The sequence below is a fragment of the Spirosoma arboris genome (assembly GCF_009754945.1).
Lineage (GTDB): Bacteria > Bacteroidota > Bacteroidia > Cytophagales > Spirosomataceae > Spirosoma > Spirosoma arboris.
In genome coordinates this window covers 369,713-390,359 of record NZ_WPIN01000007.1, presented here as the reverse complement: position 1 = coordinate 390,359, position 20,647 = coordinate 369,713, and the positions used below count along the sequence as shown (strand labels likewise).

The 20,647-nt window shown below is 43.2% G+C and carries 20 protein-coding genes; 10 read left to right on the top strand and 10 right to left on the bottom strand.

The window, feature by feature from the left end; genetic code table 11:
• Window positions 1-78: 78 nt before the first annotated feature.
• Complete coding sequence (locus GO755_RS20605) at window positions 79-333, top strand: hypothetical protein (protein WP_157587168.1); 255 nt, start codon at window positions 79-81, stop codon at window positions 331-333.
• 298 nt (window positions 334-631) lie between these two features.
• Here GO755_RS20605 and GO755_RS20600 read toward each other — a convergent pair whose 3' ends face one another.
• Window positions 632-952 carry a hypothetical protein gene (locus GO755_RS20600; protein ID WP_157587167.1) on the bottom strand — a complete coding sequence of 107 codons (321 nt, stop codon included), beginning with the start codon at window positions 950-952 and terminating at the stop codon, window positions 632-634.
• A 172-nt stretch (window positions 953-1,124) separates the two neighbouring features.
• Complete coding sequence (locus GO755_RS20595; protein ID WP_157587166.1) at window positions 1,125-1,325, bottom strand: hypothetical protein; 201 nt, start codon at window positions 1,323-1,325, stop codon at window positions 1,125-1,127.
• A gap of 196 nt (window positions 1,326-1,521) precedes the next feature.
• Between GO755_RS20595 and GO755_RS20590 the strand changes: the two genes are divergently transcribed.
• Together GO755_RS20590 and GO755_RS20585 are read left to right on the top strand one after the other, a co-directional pair.
• Window positions 1,522-1,923, top strand: a complete 402-nt coding sequence (locus GO755_RS20590) for a LytR/AlgR family response regulator transcription factor (RefSeq protein ID WP_157587165.1) — start codon at window positions 1,522-1,524, stop codon at window positions 1,921-1,923.
• 188 nt (window positions 1,924-2,111) lie between these two features.
• Window positions 2,112-2,513, top strand: a complete 402-nt coding sequence (locus GO755_RS20585; protein WP_157587164.1) for a LytR/AlgR family response regulator transcription factor — start codon at window positions 2,112-2,114, stop codon at window positions 2,511-2,513.
• Between the two features lie 11 nt (window positions 2,514-2,524).
• Here GO755_RS20585 and GO755_RS20580 read toward each other — a convergent pair whose 3' ends face one another.
• Entirely contained in the window at window positions 2,525-2,692 is a 168-nt protein-coding gene (locus tag GO755_RS20580) for a hypothetical protein (protein ID WP_157587163.1), read from the bottom strand.
• 193 nt (window positions 2,693-2,885) lie between these two features.
• On the opposite strand from GO755_RS20580, the gene GO755_RS20575 reads away from it, so the two are divergent.
• The 7 genes from GO755_RS20575 (at window position 2,886) to GO755_RS20550 (ending at window position 7,840) form a co-directional block, all read left to right on the top strand.
• A complete protein-coding gene (locus GO755_RS20575; RefSeq protein WP_157587162.1) occupies window positions 2,886-3,023 on the top strand; it encodes a hypothetical protein in 138 nt (45 codons plus the stop codon).
• A 351-nt stretch (window positions 3,024-3,374) separates the two neighbouring features.
• Window positions 3,375-4,013 (top strand): recombinase family protein, encoded by a 639-nt coding sequence (locus tag GO755_RS20570; RefSeq protein ID WP_157587161.1) that lies wholly within the window; start codon window positions 3,375-3,377, stop codon window positions 4,011-4,013.
• Between the two features lie 15 nt (window positions 4,014-4,028).
• On the top strand, window positions 4,029-4,235 hold the full coding sequence (locus GO755_RS40945; RefSeq protein ID WP_198174881.1) for a hypothetical protein: 207 nt from the start codon (window positions 4,029-4,031) through the stop codon (window positions 4,233-4,235).
• Window positions 4,183-5,517, top strand: a complete 1,335-nt coding sequence (locus tag GO755_RS20565) for a radical SAM/SPASM domain-containing protein (protein WP_157587252.1) — start codon at window positions 4,183-4,185, stop codon at window positions 5,515-5,517. The genes GO755_RS40945 and GO755_RS20565 overlap by 53 nt, the downstream gene beginning before the upstream one ends.
• A gap of 63 nt (window positions 5,518-5,580) precedes the next feature.
• Complete coding sequence (locus GO755_RS20560; RefSeq protein ID WP_157587160.1) at window positions 5,581-6,066, top strand: hypothetical protein; 486 nt, start codon at window positions 5,581-5,583, stop codon at window positions 6,064-6,066.
• A gap of 77 nt (window positions 6,067-6,143) precedes the next feature.
• Window positions 6,144-6,872 (top strand): DUF6088 family protein, encoded by a 729-nt coding sequence (locus GO755_RS20555; RefSeq protein ID WP_157587159.1) that lies wholly within the window; start codon window positions 6,144-6,146, stop codon window positions 6,870-6,872.
• On the top strand, window positions 6,869-7,840 hold the full coding sequence (locus GO755_RS20550) for a nucleotidyl transferase AbiEii/AbiGii toxin family protein (RefSeq protein WP_157587158.1): 972 nt from the start codon (window positions 6,869-6,871) through the stop codon (window positions 7,838-7,840). The genes GO755_RS20555 and GO755_RS20550 overlap by 4 nt, the downstream gene beginning before the upstream one ends.
• An 18-nt stretch (window positions 7,841-7,858) precedes the next feature.
• Here the strand turns inward: GO755_RS20550 and qatD are convergent, their stop codons facing one another.
• From qatD to GO755_RS20515, 7 genes are all read right to left on the bottom strand, one after another.
• Complete coding sequence (gene qatD, locus GO755_RS20545; RefSeq protein WP_157587157.1) at window positions 7,859-8,602, bottom strand: Qat anti-phage system TatD family nuclease QatD; 744 nt, start codon at window positions 8,600-8,602, stop codon at window positions 7,859-7,861.
• 3 nt (window positions 8,603-8,605) lie between these two features.
• Window positions 8,606-9,976: a Qat anti-phage system QueC-like protein QatC gene (gene qatC, locus GO755_RS20540; RefSeq protein WP_157587156.1), complete on the bottom strand. Its 1,371-nt coding sequence runs from the start codon at window positions 9,974-9,976 to the stop codon at window positions 8,606-8,608.
• Entirely contained in the window at window positions 9,973-10,896 is a 924-nt protein-coding gene (qatB, locus tag GO755_RS20535) for a Qat anti-phage system associated protein QatB (RefSeq protein ID WP_157587155.1), read from the bottom strand. Before qatB ends, qatC begins: the two co-directional genes overlap by 4 nt.
• Window positions 10,896-12,860 (bottom strand): Qat anti-phage system ATPase QatA, encoded by a 1,965-nt coding sequence (qatA, locus tag GO755_RS20530; RefSeq protein ID WP_157587154.1) that lies wholly within the window; start codon window positions 12,858-12,860, stop codon window positions 10,896-10,898. Before qatA ends, qatB begins: the two co-directional genes overlap by 1 nt.
• Window positions 12,861-13,272: 412 nt before the next feature.
• Window positions 13,273-14,940, bottom strand: a complete 1,668-nt coding sequence (locus GO755_RS20525) for a DUF7619 domain-containing protein (RefSeq protein WP_157587153.1) — start codon at window positions 14,938-14,940, stop codon at window positions 13,273-13,275.
• Between the two features lie 52 nt (window positions 14,941-14,992).
• The gene (locus GO755_RS20520) at window positions 14,993-15,862 is read right to left on the bottom strand and encodes a leucine-rich repeat domain-containing protein (protein WP_157587152.1); all 870 of its coding nucleotides are present in this window, start codon (window positions 15,860-15,862) and stop codon (window positions 14,993-14,995) included.
• Window position 15,863: 1 nt separating this feature from the next.
• Window positions 15,864-20,645 carry an RHS repeat-associated core domain-containing protein gene (locus GO755_RS20515; protein WP_198174880.1) on the bottom strand — a complete coding sequence of 1,594 codons (4,782 nt, stop codon included), beginning with the start codon at window positions 20,643-20,645 and terminating at the stop codon, window positions 15,864-15,866.
• Window positions 20,646-20,647: the final 2 nt, after the last annotated feature.

Below are 20,647 nucleotides of genomic sequence, written 5' to 3'. Positions count from 1 at the left end.
CGCAGTTTAAAAAATTGGGACGGGATACTATCGAACACTTTTTGGGTTATCTGCCACGCGAAAGCGTCATTATTCCCTATGAGCCTTAGTTGCGTGTGTTTACCCAAACGAGCCCGAGTCTATGATCTGGAACTGGACCCCACTCGGAAACTACCCGTCAATCCGAAGGATAAGACTGGCTGCCGTTCTGATCGTACTGTTTATATTTTTGGCTCGCTTCAAGTAAACTGGTGTACTGGATTGTTCCTGGTGGTGGATCAGCCTGCCGCTTTGGCTAACCCCCATCAGCTATGGGCTTATTCTGGGAGCAGACTATCTGATACCCGTGTTTAAACATATGCTGCCCCTCAAGAAGTAGTAGGACAAAATCTAACGACCTTCTTTTACTCCGAGCAGTTCGTACCTGGTGTGAGGCGCTCGCTTGGGTGCTGCTAAACAAACTCTTTACTAGCCTGCCGCCCTAAAAATTAGTTCTAGTAACGACCTGACATGCTCAGATGTATATACCTATAGGCCTATTGGCACGTATACTTATGCATACTCAGATGTACCTTATTGTTGTCCTTCGTTAGGTCACAGATGGTAATAGGTCCGGTAGCCAATTAGCAGGCACCTACTTGATGACGTTTAGTCAATTTTCTCCCAGTGGATGGTAGCAGGAATCGGGGTAGTCTTTCAGTAACTGAACAATGTCTCGCCAGTAGGCCCCCAGAAACCAATGCAACTTTAGATTAGGGCCTTGTACCCGACAAAAATCGTCAATTAGGGTTCGCTGGGTGATTGGATCAGCGGTTTTGATCACAAAGGCAAGCCCGAAATAAATGGCCTGTAATTCGGCTCGCGTAAATTCATTTCCCCACCGACGAGGAAGAATGCCGGGAAACACCACCTCCGTGGCCAGGAGGGTTTTAATGTACTCTTTGAGTAGGTAGGCATTGGATGGAGTAGTCATCGGTCACATGGTTTACTCAACCTACCAACTGCCAAAATCCTGCCAAACAGGCTAAAACAGCACCAGCATCCCTTTTTTCTTATTCTAAACCATACTAGGTTAAAAATAGCCTCTCTACCTGTACTTACTGTTATAGCGCGTTCTTTTTGAGCGCAATCCCGCTAATCATGCTCTACTTCTGGATGGGTGTTAGGGCCATCGTAATCTTATATGGGGGTGTACTATTCATGGTAGGAGAACTGTGTAAACTGTCAACCTTGTAGACTCGTTTGGTGGTTCCAGCGCATTCGAGACTTTGCAGCCGCTCTGCCATTCGGTTATAAATGCGTCCAGTTTGCCCTGTATCAGCCGCTAAGGGTAGGAGAAATTTCATTCAGGTCTAACAGGATTCCATTTAGACAGGTCTATTGGCAACAAGACGGTGAGATTACCTGTAGAGAATTTATAGGAGTCTTAAAAGATTATTTGTTACCAAGACCAAAAAAACAGGCATTATGCGTTTTATTTTATTATACTTAACCCTTGAATAGACTACTACTAAATTCCCACTCCCTTCCATCATACTTCCTATGAAACGATTAGAAGCAACTCATATTCGCCATAAGTTTGAGCCCGCTCAAGTGCTTTACTTAACGGGCGATGCGAATTATTCCTCAATCCACCTGTTGAATGGTAAAATAATTTTATCCAGTAGGACACTAAAATTATATGCTGACCAGTGGCCCCAGTTTATTCGTATTCACAAAACCAGCCTGGTTAATCCCGAGCATATTCATAGTTGTATCGTAATTACTTTAGCTAAGGCGCATGTGATTATGCGTGATGCCACTCGTCTTCCCATTAGCAGAAGGCGAGTTGGCGAAGTGCTTGATCAATTAGGGATTGCTATCCTCAAACATTCCGGCGTGAGTAAACACCCCTTTGAGCCGGGATGGATGTTCTCTGAGTCAGAGCAGCTTAAGGTTGCCTAAACAAATTAGTCTAGACCTTATCCAACTAGCTAATCACGAATAGCGATCTTGCCTCTCCATATAGGCTACTCAGTAAAATAGGATGTCAGTACATTAAAATACCATTAACTGGATTTATTATAAAAGAAGGTTTATAAATAGGATAATTCATATATACGTGATTTAGCTTTTGCGCAACCTTGCTATTTATGAAACGATTAGAGGCGGCCAACAAACAGCTTAAGTTTGAGTCGGCTCAGGTTCTTTATTTAAGCGGGGACATTAACTATTGCACGCTTTATTTGCTGAATGGAAAGTCAATTTTAACCAGCCGAACCTTAAAATGGTACAGTGCCCTCTGGCCCCAGTTTATTCGCATTCACAAAGCCAACCTAGTGAATCCGGAACATATTTATAGTTGTGTCGTAGTTTCTTCCATCATAGCCCATCTGATCATGCGGAATGGCTCTCGCCTTCCCATTGGCAGAAGGCGAATCAGCGAAGTGGTCCAGCAATTAGGCATTGACTGGCCTAAGAAATGCGGCACCAGTACACACCTGCTTAAACCGGAATGCAGCTCTTTTGTGTCAGCCGATGTCCGGCTTGCCTAACCAATCTTCATTTATCGTTCGTATTCATTGATAAATAATAAGGCAGCTTCAACGGGTGACATGTAAAAATGCTCCCAAACATCTTCCATCCACTCGATTTCTTTATCAGTCAGGGGTAATGGGTAACCAAATTCGTTTAGCTGGTCTACAACGTTATCAAACCAAAGGGTAAAGGGCATAGATGCCATTCAAGGTGTTTATAAATATGGGTTATATACAAATATAGTAGACATTCAATCCTAGGCAAGTTTTTTGGACATGAACTCGGGGAGTTGATGTCAAGTACGTTCGGGACAGATCCCCCGCGCAGTACATCTCAATCTAGCGCTCAGGCTGCCCTGTGGAAGATTTCGGTCCGAGCATCTTTTACACATGCGAAAGTTTCATCTTCCAAAAACTCCACTTTCAATTAACCACACGGGTGGTCCCGTCCAGAATGAGTTGGCAAAGGTGTTGCCATATGGCTCGTTAGCCCAACTGATGCTAGGGCTAAAACGAGCTATTAATTAGGTATGTAGTAGTTGACCAGTTTTTAAATTCAAAATCCACGAGTGCGGTAAAGCATTTTCGTCACTGTCGGATTAGTTCTATTTCAAACAAATCTCGAAAACAGGGAAGCCTTCTACAGTTAATCCTCTTGGTCCATTTGTTCCAAGGGGACGAATTAATTTTTACCTGAAAATTTGTTCGGATGTATACGATCGTTAATCCCGGTACACCAAACTCTGTTTTTCAAGCTCTCTTCATTTGTAAATCCTTGTCATACAAGGCCTCCCAAAACGGGACTAACCAATTTTTAAACGAAACCTGTTCAAAGGTAATCCATCGTTTACATCAGAACAAGATCACGGTTAACCCCCTATGAAACAGGCCATTGCCTATTACCGAGTGTCCACCCGAAGACAGGGACGAAGTGGTTTAGGTCTCGATGCACAGCAGGTAGCTGTAGCCAGTTATTGTCGGCTGAATGGATATAGCCTTGTCGATGAAGTGGTTGAAGTGAAATCCACCCGCAAACAGCAAAGCGGTTTGTTCGAGGCAATGGAGCGGTGTCGATGCCGCAAAGCCACGCTGATGGTGGCACGATTGGATCGGTTAGGACGCGATGTTGAAAAAATTGCCCGACTGGTTAAATCAGATGTGGAAATCGTGGTCACCGATAACCCGCATGCCAATCGGTTTACCATTCATATTATCGCGGCCGTAGATGAAGAGCAACGCCAGCGCATTAGCGAAACCACGAAAGCGGCTCTGGCTGCGGCTCGAAAACGCGGAGTGATACTTGGCAAACATGGGAAGGTACAGGCCAGGCGAAATAAGAAGGCGGCAGACGAGTTTGCCTACCGGCTTATGCCCTTGCTCAAGATGCTAAAAAAGCGGGGTATTATGTCCGTGCGAGCGATTGCCCAGGAACTCAATAAACAGGGGGTTCCAACCTTTCGGGGTAATAGCCAATGGCATCCCAGTACCGTTTGTGCATTACGAAATCGGCTTAAATAAAAACAACCAATAATCATGAGAACACAACCCGTTATGATTTCGTCGAATGAGGCTAACATTCTATTCGATGACCGCTCATTGCTCGAAATAACCTTGGGTAAAGACGCATTAAAAATAGTGTCGATCAATGCCAATTGCGATTGCTCCGCTCATTATTCCACCGAAAGCGATGACCTCGTTGACTCCCACCCAATCACCGCATCTGCTGCTACGCTCCATTGATGCGGACTATTCCTACGCCGTCAATTGCGCTTATCCAAACTCACTTCGCCTGTTGACCAGGGCGCAGGCGAATATTCTGGCGGCTATGGATGGGCGCTCTACTGTTGCTGTACTGGGTGAGCGGCTGGCTATTCCGTCAAACGTATTGGAAGAGTTTGCCAGTCTGCTCGCCCAAACGGAAATCATTCGCTTTGATGGCCAGTTCAGCAAACCGGAAAAGCCAACTAATCCGCAATCTCTCAATTTCTGGATTCATACCACCAATCGCTGTAATCTGGCGTGTAGCTATTGCTATATCTCCACTTTGAATACGACCGAAGGTATGCCTGATGCTACCCGACAGCAATTGCAGGAGAAGGTAGTTGAAACAGCCATTAAACGAAAACTCAAACACATCAAATTTCGCCTAGCGGGTGGTGAGCCCTTAACCCAGTTCAAAGCGTGGAAAACCTTTATCCCGCAAATTCGTCAACGATTGGCCGAAATCGGCTGTCGTTTTGATGTCTCCTTCATTACTAACTTGACCATTCTCACCGATGAGATCATTACGTTTTGCCAGCAGCAAGGTATTAGCTTTGGCATCTCACTGGATGGTCTGGAAACCTATCATGATGCCAGTAGACCTTTTAAACAGGGAACAGGAAGCTTCAAACGTATCGATCAGAATTTGAAAATACTACTGGCGCACCAAATTCCAGTAACAGTCAATACGGTTGTCAGTAACCAGAACTTAAAGGGTTTACCCGATTTAACCCGCTATCTGATTGATCTGGATGTGCCGTTTCGCTATTCGATTGTCAAAGGTGAATCATTAGACGCGGAGCTTTTGGAAAAAGGTCTTTTGGAATCCTATACGATTATGGAGGAGGCCATCCAAACGGGCTGGCAATTCTCGCGTCGTCATCAATTCTGTGATCTCAAACCCCAGGAATTAGGCTTTCATACTTGTGCTTCTGGTTTTTCCGGCGGAGCTATCTATGTGGACGGCACATTGAATTATTGCCATGTTCACTTTGGCGACGAAGCACAATCGTCTCACTCCATTTTCGATCCTGAGCTGGATTTGGTGGATATGATTGAGCAAGGTAGCCATGTCGAGAATAACCGGTCGGCTGACTGCAAGGCTTGTCGCTACAGTGCTGTCTGTACGAGTGGCTGTCCGGTGTATCGAGTGAATGGCAAGGACCCGCAATGCAGTCTCTATCACAAAATCATTCCGTTGTTGTATGATATTCAAGCCAGGGAACGGTTGAAAACGTTGCGAGATTTTAGGATCCTTTAACTTCTGCTGGGTATCCTCATTTCAGACTTAGACAGGAAAGGTCGGCTGGACATGACAGGGGATATGACAGTATTGGTTTCATGGCTGGCCTTGTTTGCCCTGCTGTATCAGGTGTATCTTCAGCGCGTTCACAATGAAAAATCGCTGAAGCCCTTAGGGCAAATTGATTTGGAAGATCGGCAGGGTCATATCTACGTTCGTGTTACCAACAATGGTCTGGGGCCAATGATTGTTGATCGACTCATTTTTCAAAAAGACGGTAAATCATATACAGCTATTGAAGGTTGTCTGGAACTAGACAGTCGGTCTTATACGCGCATCAGTGTAAACGAGTCTGTGCGAAAAGTGATTTTGCCCAATGGCCACTTGGTCATCTTTGACACTCGATTAGAAGCTAGCGAAGGAGACGCGCAACGGGTTCGGCAGCAACTAAGCCTAATCACATTGAAAGTAGAATTTCACGACATCTACGATAACAAGATGACTATCGAACGCAACTTTCAGTGGTTTGCCAGACATATGTCAGAACGCAATCAAACGAGCCTGTAAATGTTGAAAATTGGCATTTGTCAAGTTTTTTGATCAAAAAACTTGACAAATATTTATAGTCATGCTATCTTAGAAACATGGCTAAGCTCTCTCAGACCATTGTACAACAGATTGATAAACTACCCGAGGATATAAGCTTTGGGTATGGCCAATTGGCTATAGCTAAACAGGATTATTTGGCAGCTGCTAAGGCCCTTGAACGCCTGCAAAAGAAGGGTGCCATCAAAAAGCTGGCTAAGGGTATCTTCTATAAGCCGAAACGAACAGTCTTTGGTGAGAAAAAACCGGACGAACAACAATTTCTCAAGCCGTATCTCTATCAAAACGGCAAGCGAACGGCTTACATTACGGGGGACTATCTCTATAACCAACTAGGGCTAACAACCCAGGTTCCGGCAGTTATAAAAATTGCCAGTCGCAATCGACGCATTTTTGTCAATACGGGGGCTATTAAAGCGACTGCGGTTAAAAGCTATATCGATGTCACCAACGATAATTATTCGTTATTGGGATTTCTGGATGCGATGAAAGACCTCAAACAAATCCCTGACATTGATATTAGCAATGCGCTTGTTATTTTCAAAAGCCGGATAAAAGAGCTTAAACCTGTGCAACGTCAGTTGATGGTTGATTATGCGTTGGCTTATCCACCACGATTGAGAGCTTTACTGGGAGCTATTCTGACCGATTTGAATTTGCCGAAAGGCACCGATAAACTACGGGATAGCCTTAATCCGCTAACGACGTTTGACTTGGGTATTGACGATAGCCGACTGCCAAACGCACCTGACTGGAATATTCAATGAAGCTGCACGAAAATCCTGAACTCTTTGCAGATGCGGTCACCATTACCGCTCAGCAGATGAACCTACCCGAAATCTATATTGAGAAAGACTATTGGGTAACGCTGGCCTTGCAACGCATTTTTACGGGGCCGTTGGCCGAATGCACGGTTTTTAAAGGAGGAACGGCTTTATCCAAATGCTTCTCGTTCATCAATCGCTTTTCAGAAGACATCGATCTGGTTCTTTTAAAAGATCCCTCTCTGTCGGCCAATCAACTCAAAGAACGGCTCAAATGCATTAGCAACGCCGTTTCCGAATTCCTGCCTGAAATGGATGTAACTGGGATTACGAATAAGAAGGGGATGATCCGCAAAACAGCCCATTCATATTCGCGGCTGTTTACAGGGGAGTTTGGCCAGGTACGCGATATGATTATTGTGGAATCGAGTTGGCTGGGTTCATCGGAGCCAGTGACGACGGGACATGTCAGTTCGTTTATCTATCAGATGATGCAGGCGAGTGGCCAGAACGAATTAGCCGTTGCCTATAATTTGCTACCGTTTGAAGTAGCTCTATTAGCGCCAACGCGTACACTTTGCGAAAAAATTATGAGCCTGGTTCGGTTTTCTTATACAGACAGACCAATCGTGGATTTGCGGAATAAAATTCGCCACGTGTATGATCTGCATCAATTGCTACAGCAAACTGATCTTTCGGTATTTTTTGATTCTGAAGCATTTGACGCTATGCTCCATAAAGTAGGCCGGGATGATGAAATCAGCTTTCGCAACAATAAAGACTGGCTGTATCATCATCCTGCCCAGGCCTTATTGTTCGCCGATTTAGACCGCGTTTGGCCGGAATTACGGAGCACCTACCACGGCTCCTTCAAAAATCTTGTGTTTGGCCAGTTACCGGTTGATGAAGGCGTGTTCCAAACGTTGAAGCGGATCGAAAAACGATTGCTTTTAATGAATTGGACGTTTTGAACCAGAATGCTAAATAATTCAACTCTCCAGAGCAACTAGATTGTTGACTATTGTCATTTTAGTTTCCTGGATCGATTGGTTCCAAAGAGTTGATATTTTATCGAGGCATAATAAAACATTTTCTGGTTTTTGAGCCACACCATTAGTTACTGTAAAGGGGCCGTCAGTTTCGGTTAATACTAGACGTTTCGGTATTATATTCAATAAATCAATATTTTTAGGATTGGAGACCATCGGTAAGTTTATAGAAAAATAGCACCCCATATTAATTGCACGCCTAGCTTCTGCCAAACTTCCACTGAACCAATGAAGTACTGCTTTGTTGTTTTTAAGCAGAGCGTGTTTCTCAAGAATATTCAAAATCTGAGAAGCGGACCTTACGCTATGTATCGTTAAAACTTTATCACCGTATTTTGAACATTGTTTTATTATATGATCAAAAACTGCGGTTTGTTTCTCAAATGATTTATAAAATCCAGGTCCGGCATCCAGGCCAATTTCTCCAATAAATTTTGCTTGTGGTAAGTATTGTTCCCAAAGGTTTAATTCGTTGGCATATTGTTCGATTAACTGAGGGTGTAATCCTAATGCCGCACGTACAAAAGTTAAATCTTTAGTTAGAGCAAAGTTTCTAGGCCATGCTCTAGGTGTAGTTGTAACGGTTAAAGTATAAATTTGCTTATGTTCACATTCTGAAACAAGACGCTCGAAGTCAGGATATAAATCCAAATGGCAATGATAATCAACTAAAGATATATTCATACATTATTCTTTCGGCTCTGTGACAACCCCTTGTAATAACCCATCCACTTCCATCATACCTTTTTTATAAACGTCAGTGAGTTTTAGGAGAGTTGAGGTATCTTGAGGGAGAGGTCCAGATTTGTGAATTAACAACTTTGCTGAAGCGGGGTTTCTTTTAATTCTTCTGACAGCTAGTTGGAATGATCTTATTTGGTGTCCCTCAGATTGCAGCGAATCCAGATTTCGTGAAGTAAGATCGGCTAATGAATAGACGGTACTATCCTTGAATAAAGCGCCACTCTTAACAGAAGCTCGCCGAATTAAGCAGGGTAGACAATAACCACAATGCACTATACCCAATCCTTTCCATCGGCCTTTTGATGGAGAAGAACAAGATAACGAGCGGGGCAGAAGTTTTTCAAGTAAAACAGGGTTTTTACATTGAGCAACCATTTCCCCTTTCGTATGATCCCAATAAGGATTTACAATTCGGCCATCGATACCAAGTTCTGTAAGAATGGTATTCCATAGGCCGATATAAAAAGGGTGTGTAGTATGAGTGCTTAATGATCCTAGTCTTAATACGTCAAGCGGTACATTCAATGCAATAAGACCGTTTTCCGGCGCTTCTAAAACAAATGGATGATTCAAACCAGTGCCAGCAAAGATACCCAAAGCAAAAAATAAAAATGATCTGCCTCGGGTTGTATCTTCCATTCCAGTGTCTTTAAAAGTCTCCTTAGAAATATTCATCCATAGCCTCAGACGATCAAATGGCTTTGATGAATAATGCGACTTGAGTGCATCGTAACAGAATTTTTGAGCATCGCTTGCTGCGCCGTCCCCTGCATGACTGATTAATAAGGGAATGACATCACTTGCTTCAAGATTATTGATTGCTCCAATTAAACTATCCAACCCTCCTGAAAAGAGTTGAAGCTTCGTAAAGGGCGGATTAGGTTGATTCTCTGGTTTTTGGGAAATAATAGAAGCGAGAGCGGATGTTCTGGACCTGAATTCAATTTCCCACCGATCACCGGTTAAAAAATTTAATAGCCTAACTAAATGAGCTGATACGTTACTCCATACAGCTACATCACTCACAGGGATGATAAGGTGCAACTCTCTCGTCCATGTATCCTGAGATTCACTTATTCTTGATATACGTGTATCGGCGGCATAGATATGAGCTGCTACGATAAGCATATCCAACCCGATTTCAGTTGGATAAACACCCAGGCGTAACAAATCATTTAGTGCGTTTGAGATACCGAAGTTTAATGTGTTCTCACCCACAATCAGCGGGAATAAGGTAATAGCCTCGTTGGGAGCCAGGGGCATCTTAAAATCGTCTTTGGGGCCGAAGGCTCCGATGATCAAGTGTTTTCTCATTCCGCGTCGCTTTCAATTTCACCTAATGTTTGCAACATCGTAAATGCCTCAAGATAAATTTGATCAACAAACTTTGTTGTATCAATTGCTGTAAGGTCGGTAAATGTGCCCTTAATATTATTCAATGCATCGGATAGACCCCGACGGATAAAGTCGTGTAATTGCTCCTGAGCACGCTCTACCAAAGGTAAATTCTCAGGCGCAATGCAGATCTTTGTCCCTATATCATTGCATAGTCGTGCTTCAATAGCACGAGTAGCATATAACTCAACGACTAATTGAATTTGCTCTGCCGTCAAAGCGTCTAAATCGGTAACCTCTTGCTCTGCCAGATCTGCTATCGTTTCAATAAAAGCGTTTCGTGCAATACCTTCATCTACACTCCCCCCATCTGGACAGATGTAATCGACTAATCCTAAAAATATATCCTCAAGAGATTGTCCAATCAGACGTCCTAAATTATAGGTGTTTAGAGTAGCTTGTAGACCTTCTGTTCTTACCGAATTTAGAAAATTGACTAAACCGACAGTGGTCGCTTTAGAAGATCCCATTTTTTGAGCAGCCTTCCGTGCGCCACCCGAAGCTCTAGAAACATAGCTCGAAACAGATCTTCCCAATGAGCCACTCCCGCTACCTGCTGACTTTGCAAATCGTGAAAAATTTGTTCTAGCCTGTCTATACCGATCGGAGGGAGATGAATTGTCAGGAGGATCAGGGAAGGGGGCTCCTACTGGTCGGCCATCTGTTGGATTAGAGAGACCACTTTCTCCTTCTGGGTGCTCTCCAGTAGAAGGCACGTCTGTTCCACCGCTATTATTTGGTTCTCCACCAGGGTTGTCCGGTAGATTACCTGATCCTAACCATGAAGGCACAAGAGGAGTATTGCCCTTAGGGCCCCCATATGAACTTGAAGTACCCATTAATTCGTTCTTTTTACCTTTTGGGCATTAAGTGAAGCCGCTTTTAAGAATGGGCTACCGCTTGATGCCCATGTCGATACTAATTTGTCAAATCTTCGAGCAGCTTCCCCACTGACTACTCCATCCCAGCCTTTTATAACCCAAGGCCCCAGTTTCTGCGCCGGCAAACTTTCTAACAATTCGATTAGCTTATCTTGAAGTTCTGGATGAGATTTTATCACCAAGGTAAGTCCTATAATTCCTTCTGGTTCTTTATCAAAATTGGAATTACTAAGAATTCGAGATCGCATCTCTTCAAAAATGCGCAGTGCATCTCTTTCGGAAAGAGCTTTAATGTCAGGCTCTAAAGTCTGAACAGCGTATCTACCGCCGAACAGCTTATCAATCAATAATGTCAGATGGCCTAGAGAACTTGATGTGCCAAAGAAGTCTTTTTTCTCCCTGGCTACAAACAGATAAGGGCGCAAATCGACGTTTGCCAGAGAGGGCTTAATTTTAGCCCATTCTTTGATTATATCTGATGCAGCCCATTCGAGAGGAAGAATGTTATCAAACTGAAGATTATCCTGGTTCTCTTTTTCTTTCTTTTTTGGGAAAGATTTCTGATTAGACTCTATACTTTGAACAGGAGCATTTTCTGCCGTTGCTTGTTGGGTTAATGCTTCCAGTAAGCCGAGTTCTTTACAGATGCCATTTGAAGACTGAGCAGCGCTTACTGCAACTTGCTCAAACAGATGCGGAATGAAACGCTCAGCAATCATTAATTTTGCCATTTCTGGCAGATTAATTGAGGAGCCGAAACCTCTGGCTTCGGCAGTCAAGTGTCTTAAAAGTAATGTATTCAAAAAACGTTTTATCTGGCGAGGATTCCCTTTCATACCACTTGCTAAAATGGGGCCGACCTGATCACTAAGTGCCAACGCATTCTTCACTTTTGTGGCTTTCTCTCCTAATGCAGTTTTGATTGTCACTGAATCCAGAGGAAGATTTTCCCAGGGTTTTCTTAAGCGTTCACGAGCTATATTGATAAGGGTATTAAATTCATCACATTCACCGATCTCCGCGCCCACCAGAAGTAAGGTGACATAAATTTTGGTTTCTGTTTCTCCTAAAATGGGAATTTTGAAGGGAACCTGGATAAGCTTCTCCAGATAATTTCGTGTATAGGTTTGATTCAATGATGTGTCCGGGAAGTCTGGAAAATGTTTGCGTACGGCATACTCGATCATTCCTTCATCTGCTGCGATAACAAAAGCAGTTTTTCCTGTGAAAATAAATAAGCGTATAGCCTCCAACGTTTCAATGGCTGTATCAGGCAGACAGCGATCAAGATCATCCACCAGAACTACCAATTGCTCAATTCCAGCAGCTTTCAGGAGTTTATCAAATGATTTTCTGAATTCGGATATTTCTTTTGGTACGTTTTTACCAGCTTCTTTTGGTTTAAGAATGGAGTTGGCCTGCTCAACTAAATTCTTTGCATTTTCCGGTGTTGCAAACTTGAATGGGTCATCAGCGAATGCTTGTAGACCTGACATAAATGTCCCAATTACTTCTGGAGAAGGAATACCAGTAAAAGCTGTCAATAAAAAGCCACCTGCTTTTTTTGCCGCTTTTAACCAATCCATACGCTCATAAATTTCTATGACTTCGTCTTTTGCTTTGCTCCATAGGGATTTTTTATCAATCAGCTCGGAGACAATGCCTTCAATTAAAGCAATTTTGGCATCTTCAAAACCTTGAAAACGCCATCCATTAAACTTGATGCAGAGAACTATTTCTTTGTCAGGTTCCAAACCAGCTTCAATCATTTCCAGCACGCTTGATTTGCCTGCTCCCCAATCACCATGAACTCCAATTGTGATTGGACGTTCTGGTCGCTCTCTTATCAATTTGACAATCGTCTGAGCAATAGCTTCACTATTGAGGAGATCTACTTTGGTTTCGTTATCGCTCAGGATCATGGATTTGCTTCGATTATTTTCAATAAAAAGAGGGCGTTATCTCTATATTATACAAGACAACATCTCTAAAGAAGATAGCTGAGTTATATGTTGTAAAAATATATACTAACTAATAAAAAATTGAAATTTTACCGAAATCGGGTGTAATTTGATATATATTATGCCAATACGCAATGGGCAAAATACCCATTTTAGGATGGGGAAATCCCCCTTTTTTCAATCCTATATTTAGCTATGTGATCATAAAAATACCACAGTCTAATAATGTATATTTAGATATTATAGGAGTAAGGGTAGAAATAAGTGTAGATTTCTACTTCGAATTCTATTTTCAGAGTGAATTCAAAGCATTATAGTATTTATTCGAATCCTACTCGAAAGTCGGTTTTGGACTAAGTGCCTATATGCAGGTTCAAAATCCTAATCTTATTTTACTACCCACCCCAAAAACCAATCGTCCCCCAATACTGTAGCGGATGGTCAGTGCTGAACTCATATAACTTGCTGGGATACTAACTACGTGCTGAATTACAACTGAATTACCAGCCACCGGGACGCGGCCACATGACCAGGTAGTGGGATCGTCCCAACTGCCATTTTTCACAGTACTTATTATCGAATTGAAGGCTGTTCCTACAGTAGCGCTGGCCGTGGCGGTACACCCGCCAGGACTAGTTAAGGTCACCGAGTAGGTCCCCGCAGTACTTGCACTGATACTGGACGTAGTAGCTCCTGTTGACCAACGGGCACTACCCACCCCAATCACTGATAGGCTCGCCGTGGGAGAAGCACAGGTTAAGGTGGCACTCGAAGGACTAATACTAACCGAAGGAGCAGCCTGAGACGCACTAACCACTGCACTAGCCGTAGCAGTACACCCACCAGGACTGGTTAATGTTACTGAGTAGGTTCCCGCGACACTGACGCTGATCGTGCTTGTGGTGGCTCCTGTTGACCAGCGAGCGCTACCCACCCCAATCGCCGATAAGCTTGCCGTGCGGGAAGCGCAGGCTAGTGTTCCACTTGAGAGACTAATACTGACTGAAGGCGTAACACAACCAATGGTGATTTGGGCATCAGCACTTGCAGGAGGTTCCTCCTTGTTGCCTACGTTGTCATTAGCCAGTGTATAGAAACGGTAACTGCTCCCAAGCTTCCCCATGAAAGTTGTCGTTGTACCAGTCAACCCAGTCTTATAGGCCGAGAACGGACCATTATTTTCGGAGACGTACAAATCATAATCCCGAATACCGGAGCCTCCCGTATCGTCCTGACCTTCCCACGCAATAGTAACAGTTGCCGAGCCTGACTGGGCTGGAAGTTGCTTAACCTGGCTGGACGGCGCACCTGCATCAATCGTATTCTTCCACAGGTTGGTAGCAATCGTTTCTTCGATGTCGAAAATAATACTGGCTCGCGCCGATGTTGTGTCTTTGGTCACACTACGGCTTAAGGGGAGAATAGAGAACGTAACGTACCCTTCACCGTTATGTTTTAAGCTGTCGTTGACGGGTAAAAAACCAATATTAGCTGGTAACGTGGCACCTAATCCAGTTGCGGGATCAATGCTTTGAAAAATCCAGAAAGCCCGCCGATTGGCGACATCAAGACCCGCTGTGACATCAACAAAAACACCTAAACTGTCATGAACATCCAGCCGGTTGGTATATACGCTGGTGTTAGGCGGAACGGAGAAGTTAAAGCTTCCGAAACCGAAATCGCTGATACGTAATGAAGATGGATTAAGCTTTTCGTGAATAGGCACATAGATGGTCACATTCTGGGCGGGAGCTGTCGCAAAATTTGGATTGTTTTCAAACAGGACTTTATACTCCAGGTTCTGCTTAACAGACACCCAGCGAAGGAGGCTATCGTAACCGGCCCGACCAATAATCTCATTCGGGTCCGAAGCTCTGAGAACTGGGATGGAAAATGAAGGTTTAGAATTATCAGAACAATCCCCACTGGGGCAACCGGGTTTTCCATCCAGATCACCCGGATTACACAGTGGCGTCGACGTTTGAGCAAAACTCAACGATGCGGCAAAGATTAGAAATAATATCCAGTAGAAACCTTTCATCGTTGTGAGTATATTAATTCATGAATTAATATTTAAACATCGCATGGAGATTTTATTGTAAAGTTTTTTGAATATATAAGGCCCCAAAGTCCTCTCTTTTATGTGTATAATGTTTTCTATTCTTAAAGGAAATATTGGCTAGATTATTTAACTTTAGAAGTGGCGATATATTTCCATCAACTATATTGGTGGATTCGTAAAACAGAAATGATTCTAAATTTACAAGACTCTCTAATCCTATGATGCTTTCTATATCGCCCATATCTAAAAGCAATAAACGTTTTAAATTAAATAAGTTAAAAATATCATAAATAGAATTTATGTGTTTGCATCTTTGTATTTCTAACTCTTCAAGATTACTCAAATTTCCTATATCTTTTATAGATGTTACTTTATTTAAGTTAGCTAATCTTAAGTAAAGTAAATTCTTTAGACTAAAGATGCCATGAAGATTTTCTAATTTAGAATTTAAAATAGAAAGGTGTTGAAGGTTTGCTAAACTGGAGAAAATGCTACTGTCGTTTTTTTTTAAATTATTTATGTAAAGTTTTTTTAAATTTCTTCTTTCAAAAAGAGAGTCTGACCCCGTGATCCATTCAAAACCACAATCTAGAAGCTTTGGGAACAAGCCAAAAAAAACGGGCGTTTTACTATATGTGATCAACTCCAGTCTAATTAAATTTTCTAGAAAATGAACTGGCTCGACGGATTTTAGCGTTAAATCAATAAGAGTTAAAGATTCTAATTCTGGTAAATATTTCAAGAAATTTACATCGTCCCCATTCCAGCCTTTTCCATCGTTTATCTCTAATTCTTTCACTTCTTTACTTAGAATTTCGTCTAAAAAAGATTCATGCCATTTAGATTTTATTACAGCCTTTGGCCCATATATTCCATGCTGAATTTCAATATTATTATTCATCTTATCGTGATACCTTAGGTAATAAATGTTGTCTTTTGGGTCCAATCGGATTACGTATATTCTCTAAGTTCCTGACTCCTCCCAGAGAATCTATTCGTAGTTGTTCGGCAACTTCTCTGGCTGTTTTCCCTCCAAGAACTTCAGTTGTCTTTACAGGTGTACCCGGTAATAACTTACCTGAAGCAAGATGTTGTTCAAGCCTTTTTGCTATATCAGAAGATTGACCAACGTATTTTTTGCCTGAAGCTGCTGTAAACTCATATACACCTTCATTAACTAATTTTTTTTCAACCTCTTCTGTAGCCTCTTGAGCTAATTTCCTTTCAAAAGTTCTTTCGGCTAATTTGACTCCACCTCGAAATAATCCTCCACCAAGTGAAGCAAAATCTTTTAAGACATCAAATGCTTCGGCGGCCTTTTGATAATTACCATTACATGGATCAACCGCATTAACAATATCTTTTGCCAAAGATCCTGTGCTGGTTGCTTCCTGATCGTTGAGAGCATCCCAAAGATTGCCAAGATTCGCTCCCAGTTCATAGCCTGAAACACCAGCTAAAGGAACCCCAACAATGGCACCTAAACCTGTACTACTCAATCCAACTCCGGTGGCAGCACCAATTCCACTCCAAACTATTCCACCAACTGCACTTCCAACACCACTCCAATTCACTAATCCCAACGGATCAATTGCATTAGTTACATTATTATTTACATAAGAATAGTTATTAAGCCCATCAACATATTCAAATGGATCTCGTTGGGCAAAGCGCCCCAGCGTCGGATTTAACTCCCGATTGCGGTAGTTATAGGTTTTGAACGTAAACTCGTAAGGTCTGCCGGTGTATAACAGATTATTGAGAGTAGAAATCGTTAATTCAACATCTGCTGCATTGAATATATGAGGAGCGCCAAATGGATCGTACGTATAGTATTCTAGCAGATTGCCTGAAGCACCAGTAATTGCCTGTACTGAGTTTAAATCATCGGTCTGATAATAGTAATCATTGCTGCCAACGTTGACGTAGAGGATCTGGTCAATCTCCGAGCCGTAAATAAGGCTTTTAATTATGCCGTTGGTATTTTCTTCAATGACGTTGTCCAGATCGTAATAATAGCGGGTGGTGGTTCCGCCTAGTGTCCGGCTAACTCGTCGGCCCAGGGCATCGTAGGTATAGGCGACTTTTGTGGTGCCATTCTGGATCGAGAGTAAACGGTTTTCAGGATCGTATTCGTAGGTGTTGCTGCCGTCACTAACCAGGTTGCCGTTTTTATCGTAGGTAGGCGGAGCATTGCTTCCGTTGGTCTTAATACCCGTATATTGATTGACGTAATTTGCGGTATAGGTTTTCTCTGTTGAACCTTCTTTTGCCATGGTACGGTTACCCAGCGCATCGTAGGCATATTGATACGATATGGATGGCGTTAACTGGTTATTGCTGTACTGCCCCGTAGCAAAGTCCTTCAACTGAAACGTAGCATCATACCCGTATTTCTCCGAGCGTGTTGGCTTGTGTAAACGTTCGGTTAGTATTCGCTGGTCAGAGGGATCGTACTGATACCGAATATTGAGTTGCGTAGCAGGAGTGGCTGTCAGACTAAGCAGGTTGCTCATGGCATCGTAGCCGTAATTAGCAGTCGTGCCGTTTGAAAACGTTTTTTTTGTGAGCCGATCTGCCCCGTCATATTGCAAGCCAGCCAGTAGCGTACTATTTCTTCTGACTTCGATTAGCCGTTCCCGATTGTCCAGTTGCCACACGATCTTCGTGCCACCGGGATAGTCGATGGATTTCGTCTTGCCAGACGTGTTATAGGCATACGTTGTTGCCTTCCCATTGTTGTCTTCCCTGAGCAATCGGCCTGCTGCATCGTATGATAGCGTAATTGTGGCATTAGTGTTTGTGGCTTTCACCAAATAGCCTGCCGCATCATAGTCGAGCGTTTCGGTTACATTACCAGGATATTGACGTTCGATCAGTCGATTGAGTGCATCGTATTTGTATTGAATTTTTGTCCCGATCCCGGTCGTTTTTTCCGCTAGGCTTCCCTGTGCATCATAAGCAAACCGTTTGGTTGAACCGTCGGCATACGTTTGCAAGGTGAGTTTAGTCCGGTTGTCGTAGGTATAGGAGGTTGTATTTCCCTTGCCATCAATGACGTTAATGAGATTGCCTTGGGTGTCGTAAGCAAACCGATTGTTGTGTCCTAACGGATCGGTAATACTGGTTGTCCGGTTCAGTTTATCATACGTAAAGAGTGTAACGTTGCCTTTTTGATCGGTCTCCTTGATTTTATTTCCATTGGTATCATAGGCAATCTGGGTTGTGGTTTGATTGGGGTACGTGGTTTTTATCAGTTGGTTAAGGGCATCAAACTGAAACGAGGTTGTATTTCCATTGCCATCTTTTTCGGTGATTATATTCCCATTACTGTCATAGGTATAAACGATGACAGTCCCGATTTGATCTGTCGTTGTCAGCAACTGACTGTTATCATCGTATGTATTGGTTTCGGCCTTACCATTAGGATAGGTTATCGTTTTTTCATTGCCAATCGCATCATAGGTATATGCCGTGGCTTCATTAAGAGCATTGGTTATCTTTACCAAGCGACTTAGGGCATCATAGGCATACGATGTAGTTCGGTTTAGTGGGTCTTTTTCAACGATAATCCTTCCTGTGGAATTATAGGTGAAACTGGTCACTCCACCCAAAGCATTGCTAATGGTTTTTCGGCGATTGAGCTTATCGTAGGTCGTAGTTGTTACATTACCATTTTTGTCTTTAACAGTCAGCCGATTGCCTATAGCATCGTAGGTATATTGTTCTGAATAGTTGAGTGCATCTGTGCTTTTAGTCAGTCGCTGTAACGCATCATAGCTATAAGCTGTCGTGTTACCATTGGCATCGATCTCGGCCGTACGATTCCCTATCGCGTTGTAACTATAGGTTGTTGCCCCACCCAACGCATCCGTAACTTTAACCAGGCGATAGAGATCGTCGTAGGTAAACCGGGTTGTATTACCGTTTTTGTCTGTTTCGCTTACCTTATTTCCGGCGTCATCATACTCATAATAAATCGTATTCCCTAACGCATCTGTAATAGACAGTGGCTGCTTTCGGCTGTTGTAGGTATAGATGGTGCTATTACCCTTGCCATCGATTTCCTTCGTAACATTTCCCTGCTCATCGTATTCTGTAGAAGTTGCATTGCCGAGTGGGAGCGTAGTCTTGATTCGCCGACCCAGACCATCATAGGTATAGCTTGTTGTCTTGCCCAGCGCATTGGTTTCAGAGGCCAGCAGTCTGAGTTTGTTATAGGTATAAGTAGTCACCTGTCCTAGCGCATCGGTCATTTTAATGCGCTGATTCAAGGCATTGTATTGATAGGTTGTTGTATGATTTTCGGGATCTGTTTCTGTAAGCTGATTGCCGTAACAGTCATACGTATACGTTCGTATTCCCCCTTCGGGATCAGTTAGTCTGGTCAGGTTACCGTTGCTATCATAGGCATAAACAGTCGTAAAATTAGTGGGGTTGGTATAGCTAAGCCGGTTGCCTTTCGTATCATAGGTCGACTTCTCGGTTACGCCTAACGGCTTATCGATTTCAATGAGATTACCCCTGGCGTCGTATTTGAACGTCGTAGCATTACCGCTTTTATCGGTCAGGCTGGTGACTTTGTTAAAGGCAGGCTCGTAGGTATACGTTGTTATATTTCCGGCAGGATCGATCTCTTTCAGGACATTGCCATTGCTGTCGTACGTATAAACCGTCGATTTCTTATTTCCATCGGTCAGGCGACTGGCGTTATTATTGGTATCGTAGCTGTACTCCAGATTAAATCCACAGCAATTGCCGTGCTTTGAGGTAACTCGCCCTTTATCATCGAATGCATAAGTGGTAACCACCGTTTGGCCGTTGACCTGCTCGGCCACAAAGGTTTTCAACTGCCGTGGTACGTAACTGAATGTGTGGCTGGTAGCGCAGGAAACGACCTTGGAAACGGCTCCATTCCGGTTATAAAAAATACTCATATTATTGCCACCTTCATCCGTATAACCGACCAGCCGGGCCGTTGAATCGGCATAATACTTGACAAAATCGCCGATGGGATTAGTGACTTGGGACGGATTGCCGTAGGAATCGTATTGGTAAGCGATCTTCCGTTCGGGCGAACAAGTATTATCCTTGATTTCAGTTAGACGGCCACTGGTCCAGCTAAAGTTCAGGATATGACCAGAACTATGTGTCAACTTGGTCAGTAACGTATCCGTATAGGTCAGGCTGATCTGGTTGCCATTCGCATCCTGTAGGCGTGTCAGGCGCTTGTGAGTGGCATTCTCAAAGTAATAGCGCAGGCCGTCTTTGGTCTGAACGTAGAATTTGCCCGCTTCATATTCTTTCAGCGCATCATAAATACCAGTTGGAGAAACATAGGCTGAGCCTGATTTTTGATAGAAATCCCGACGTCCATCGGCCCGTTCGATCCAGATACTCGCGTTATCGGTGTAATAGGCCATATTGTAAGTAAAGGTCCAGCCTTTACCCATTCCCCAGTTTCGGCTCCGCCGGGTTGCATTGTAAGAGAACGTAATGTCTATGGGTAAGCCCTGACCCGGAATGTTTAAATCCGTACGCCGATGATAGAGATTACCCGTATAACTGTTGATTTCAAAACCATTAGGAACAGGCACAGTGGGCCGTATCCTGTTCTGTGCGGAGAGGAACTGACCCGATGATCCTGTAAGAATGAGTAGTAAAAAAAACAGTAGGCGAATCATGG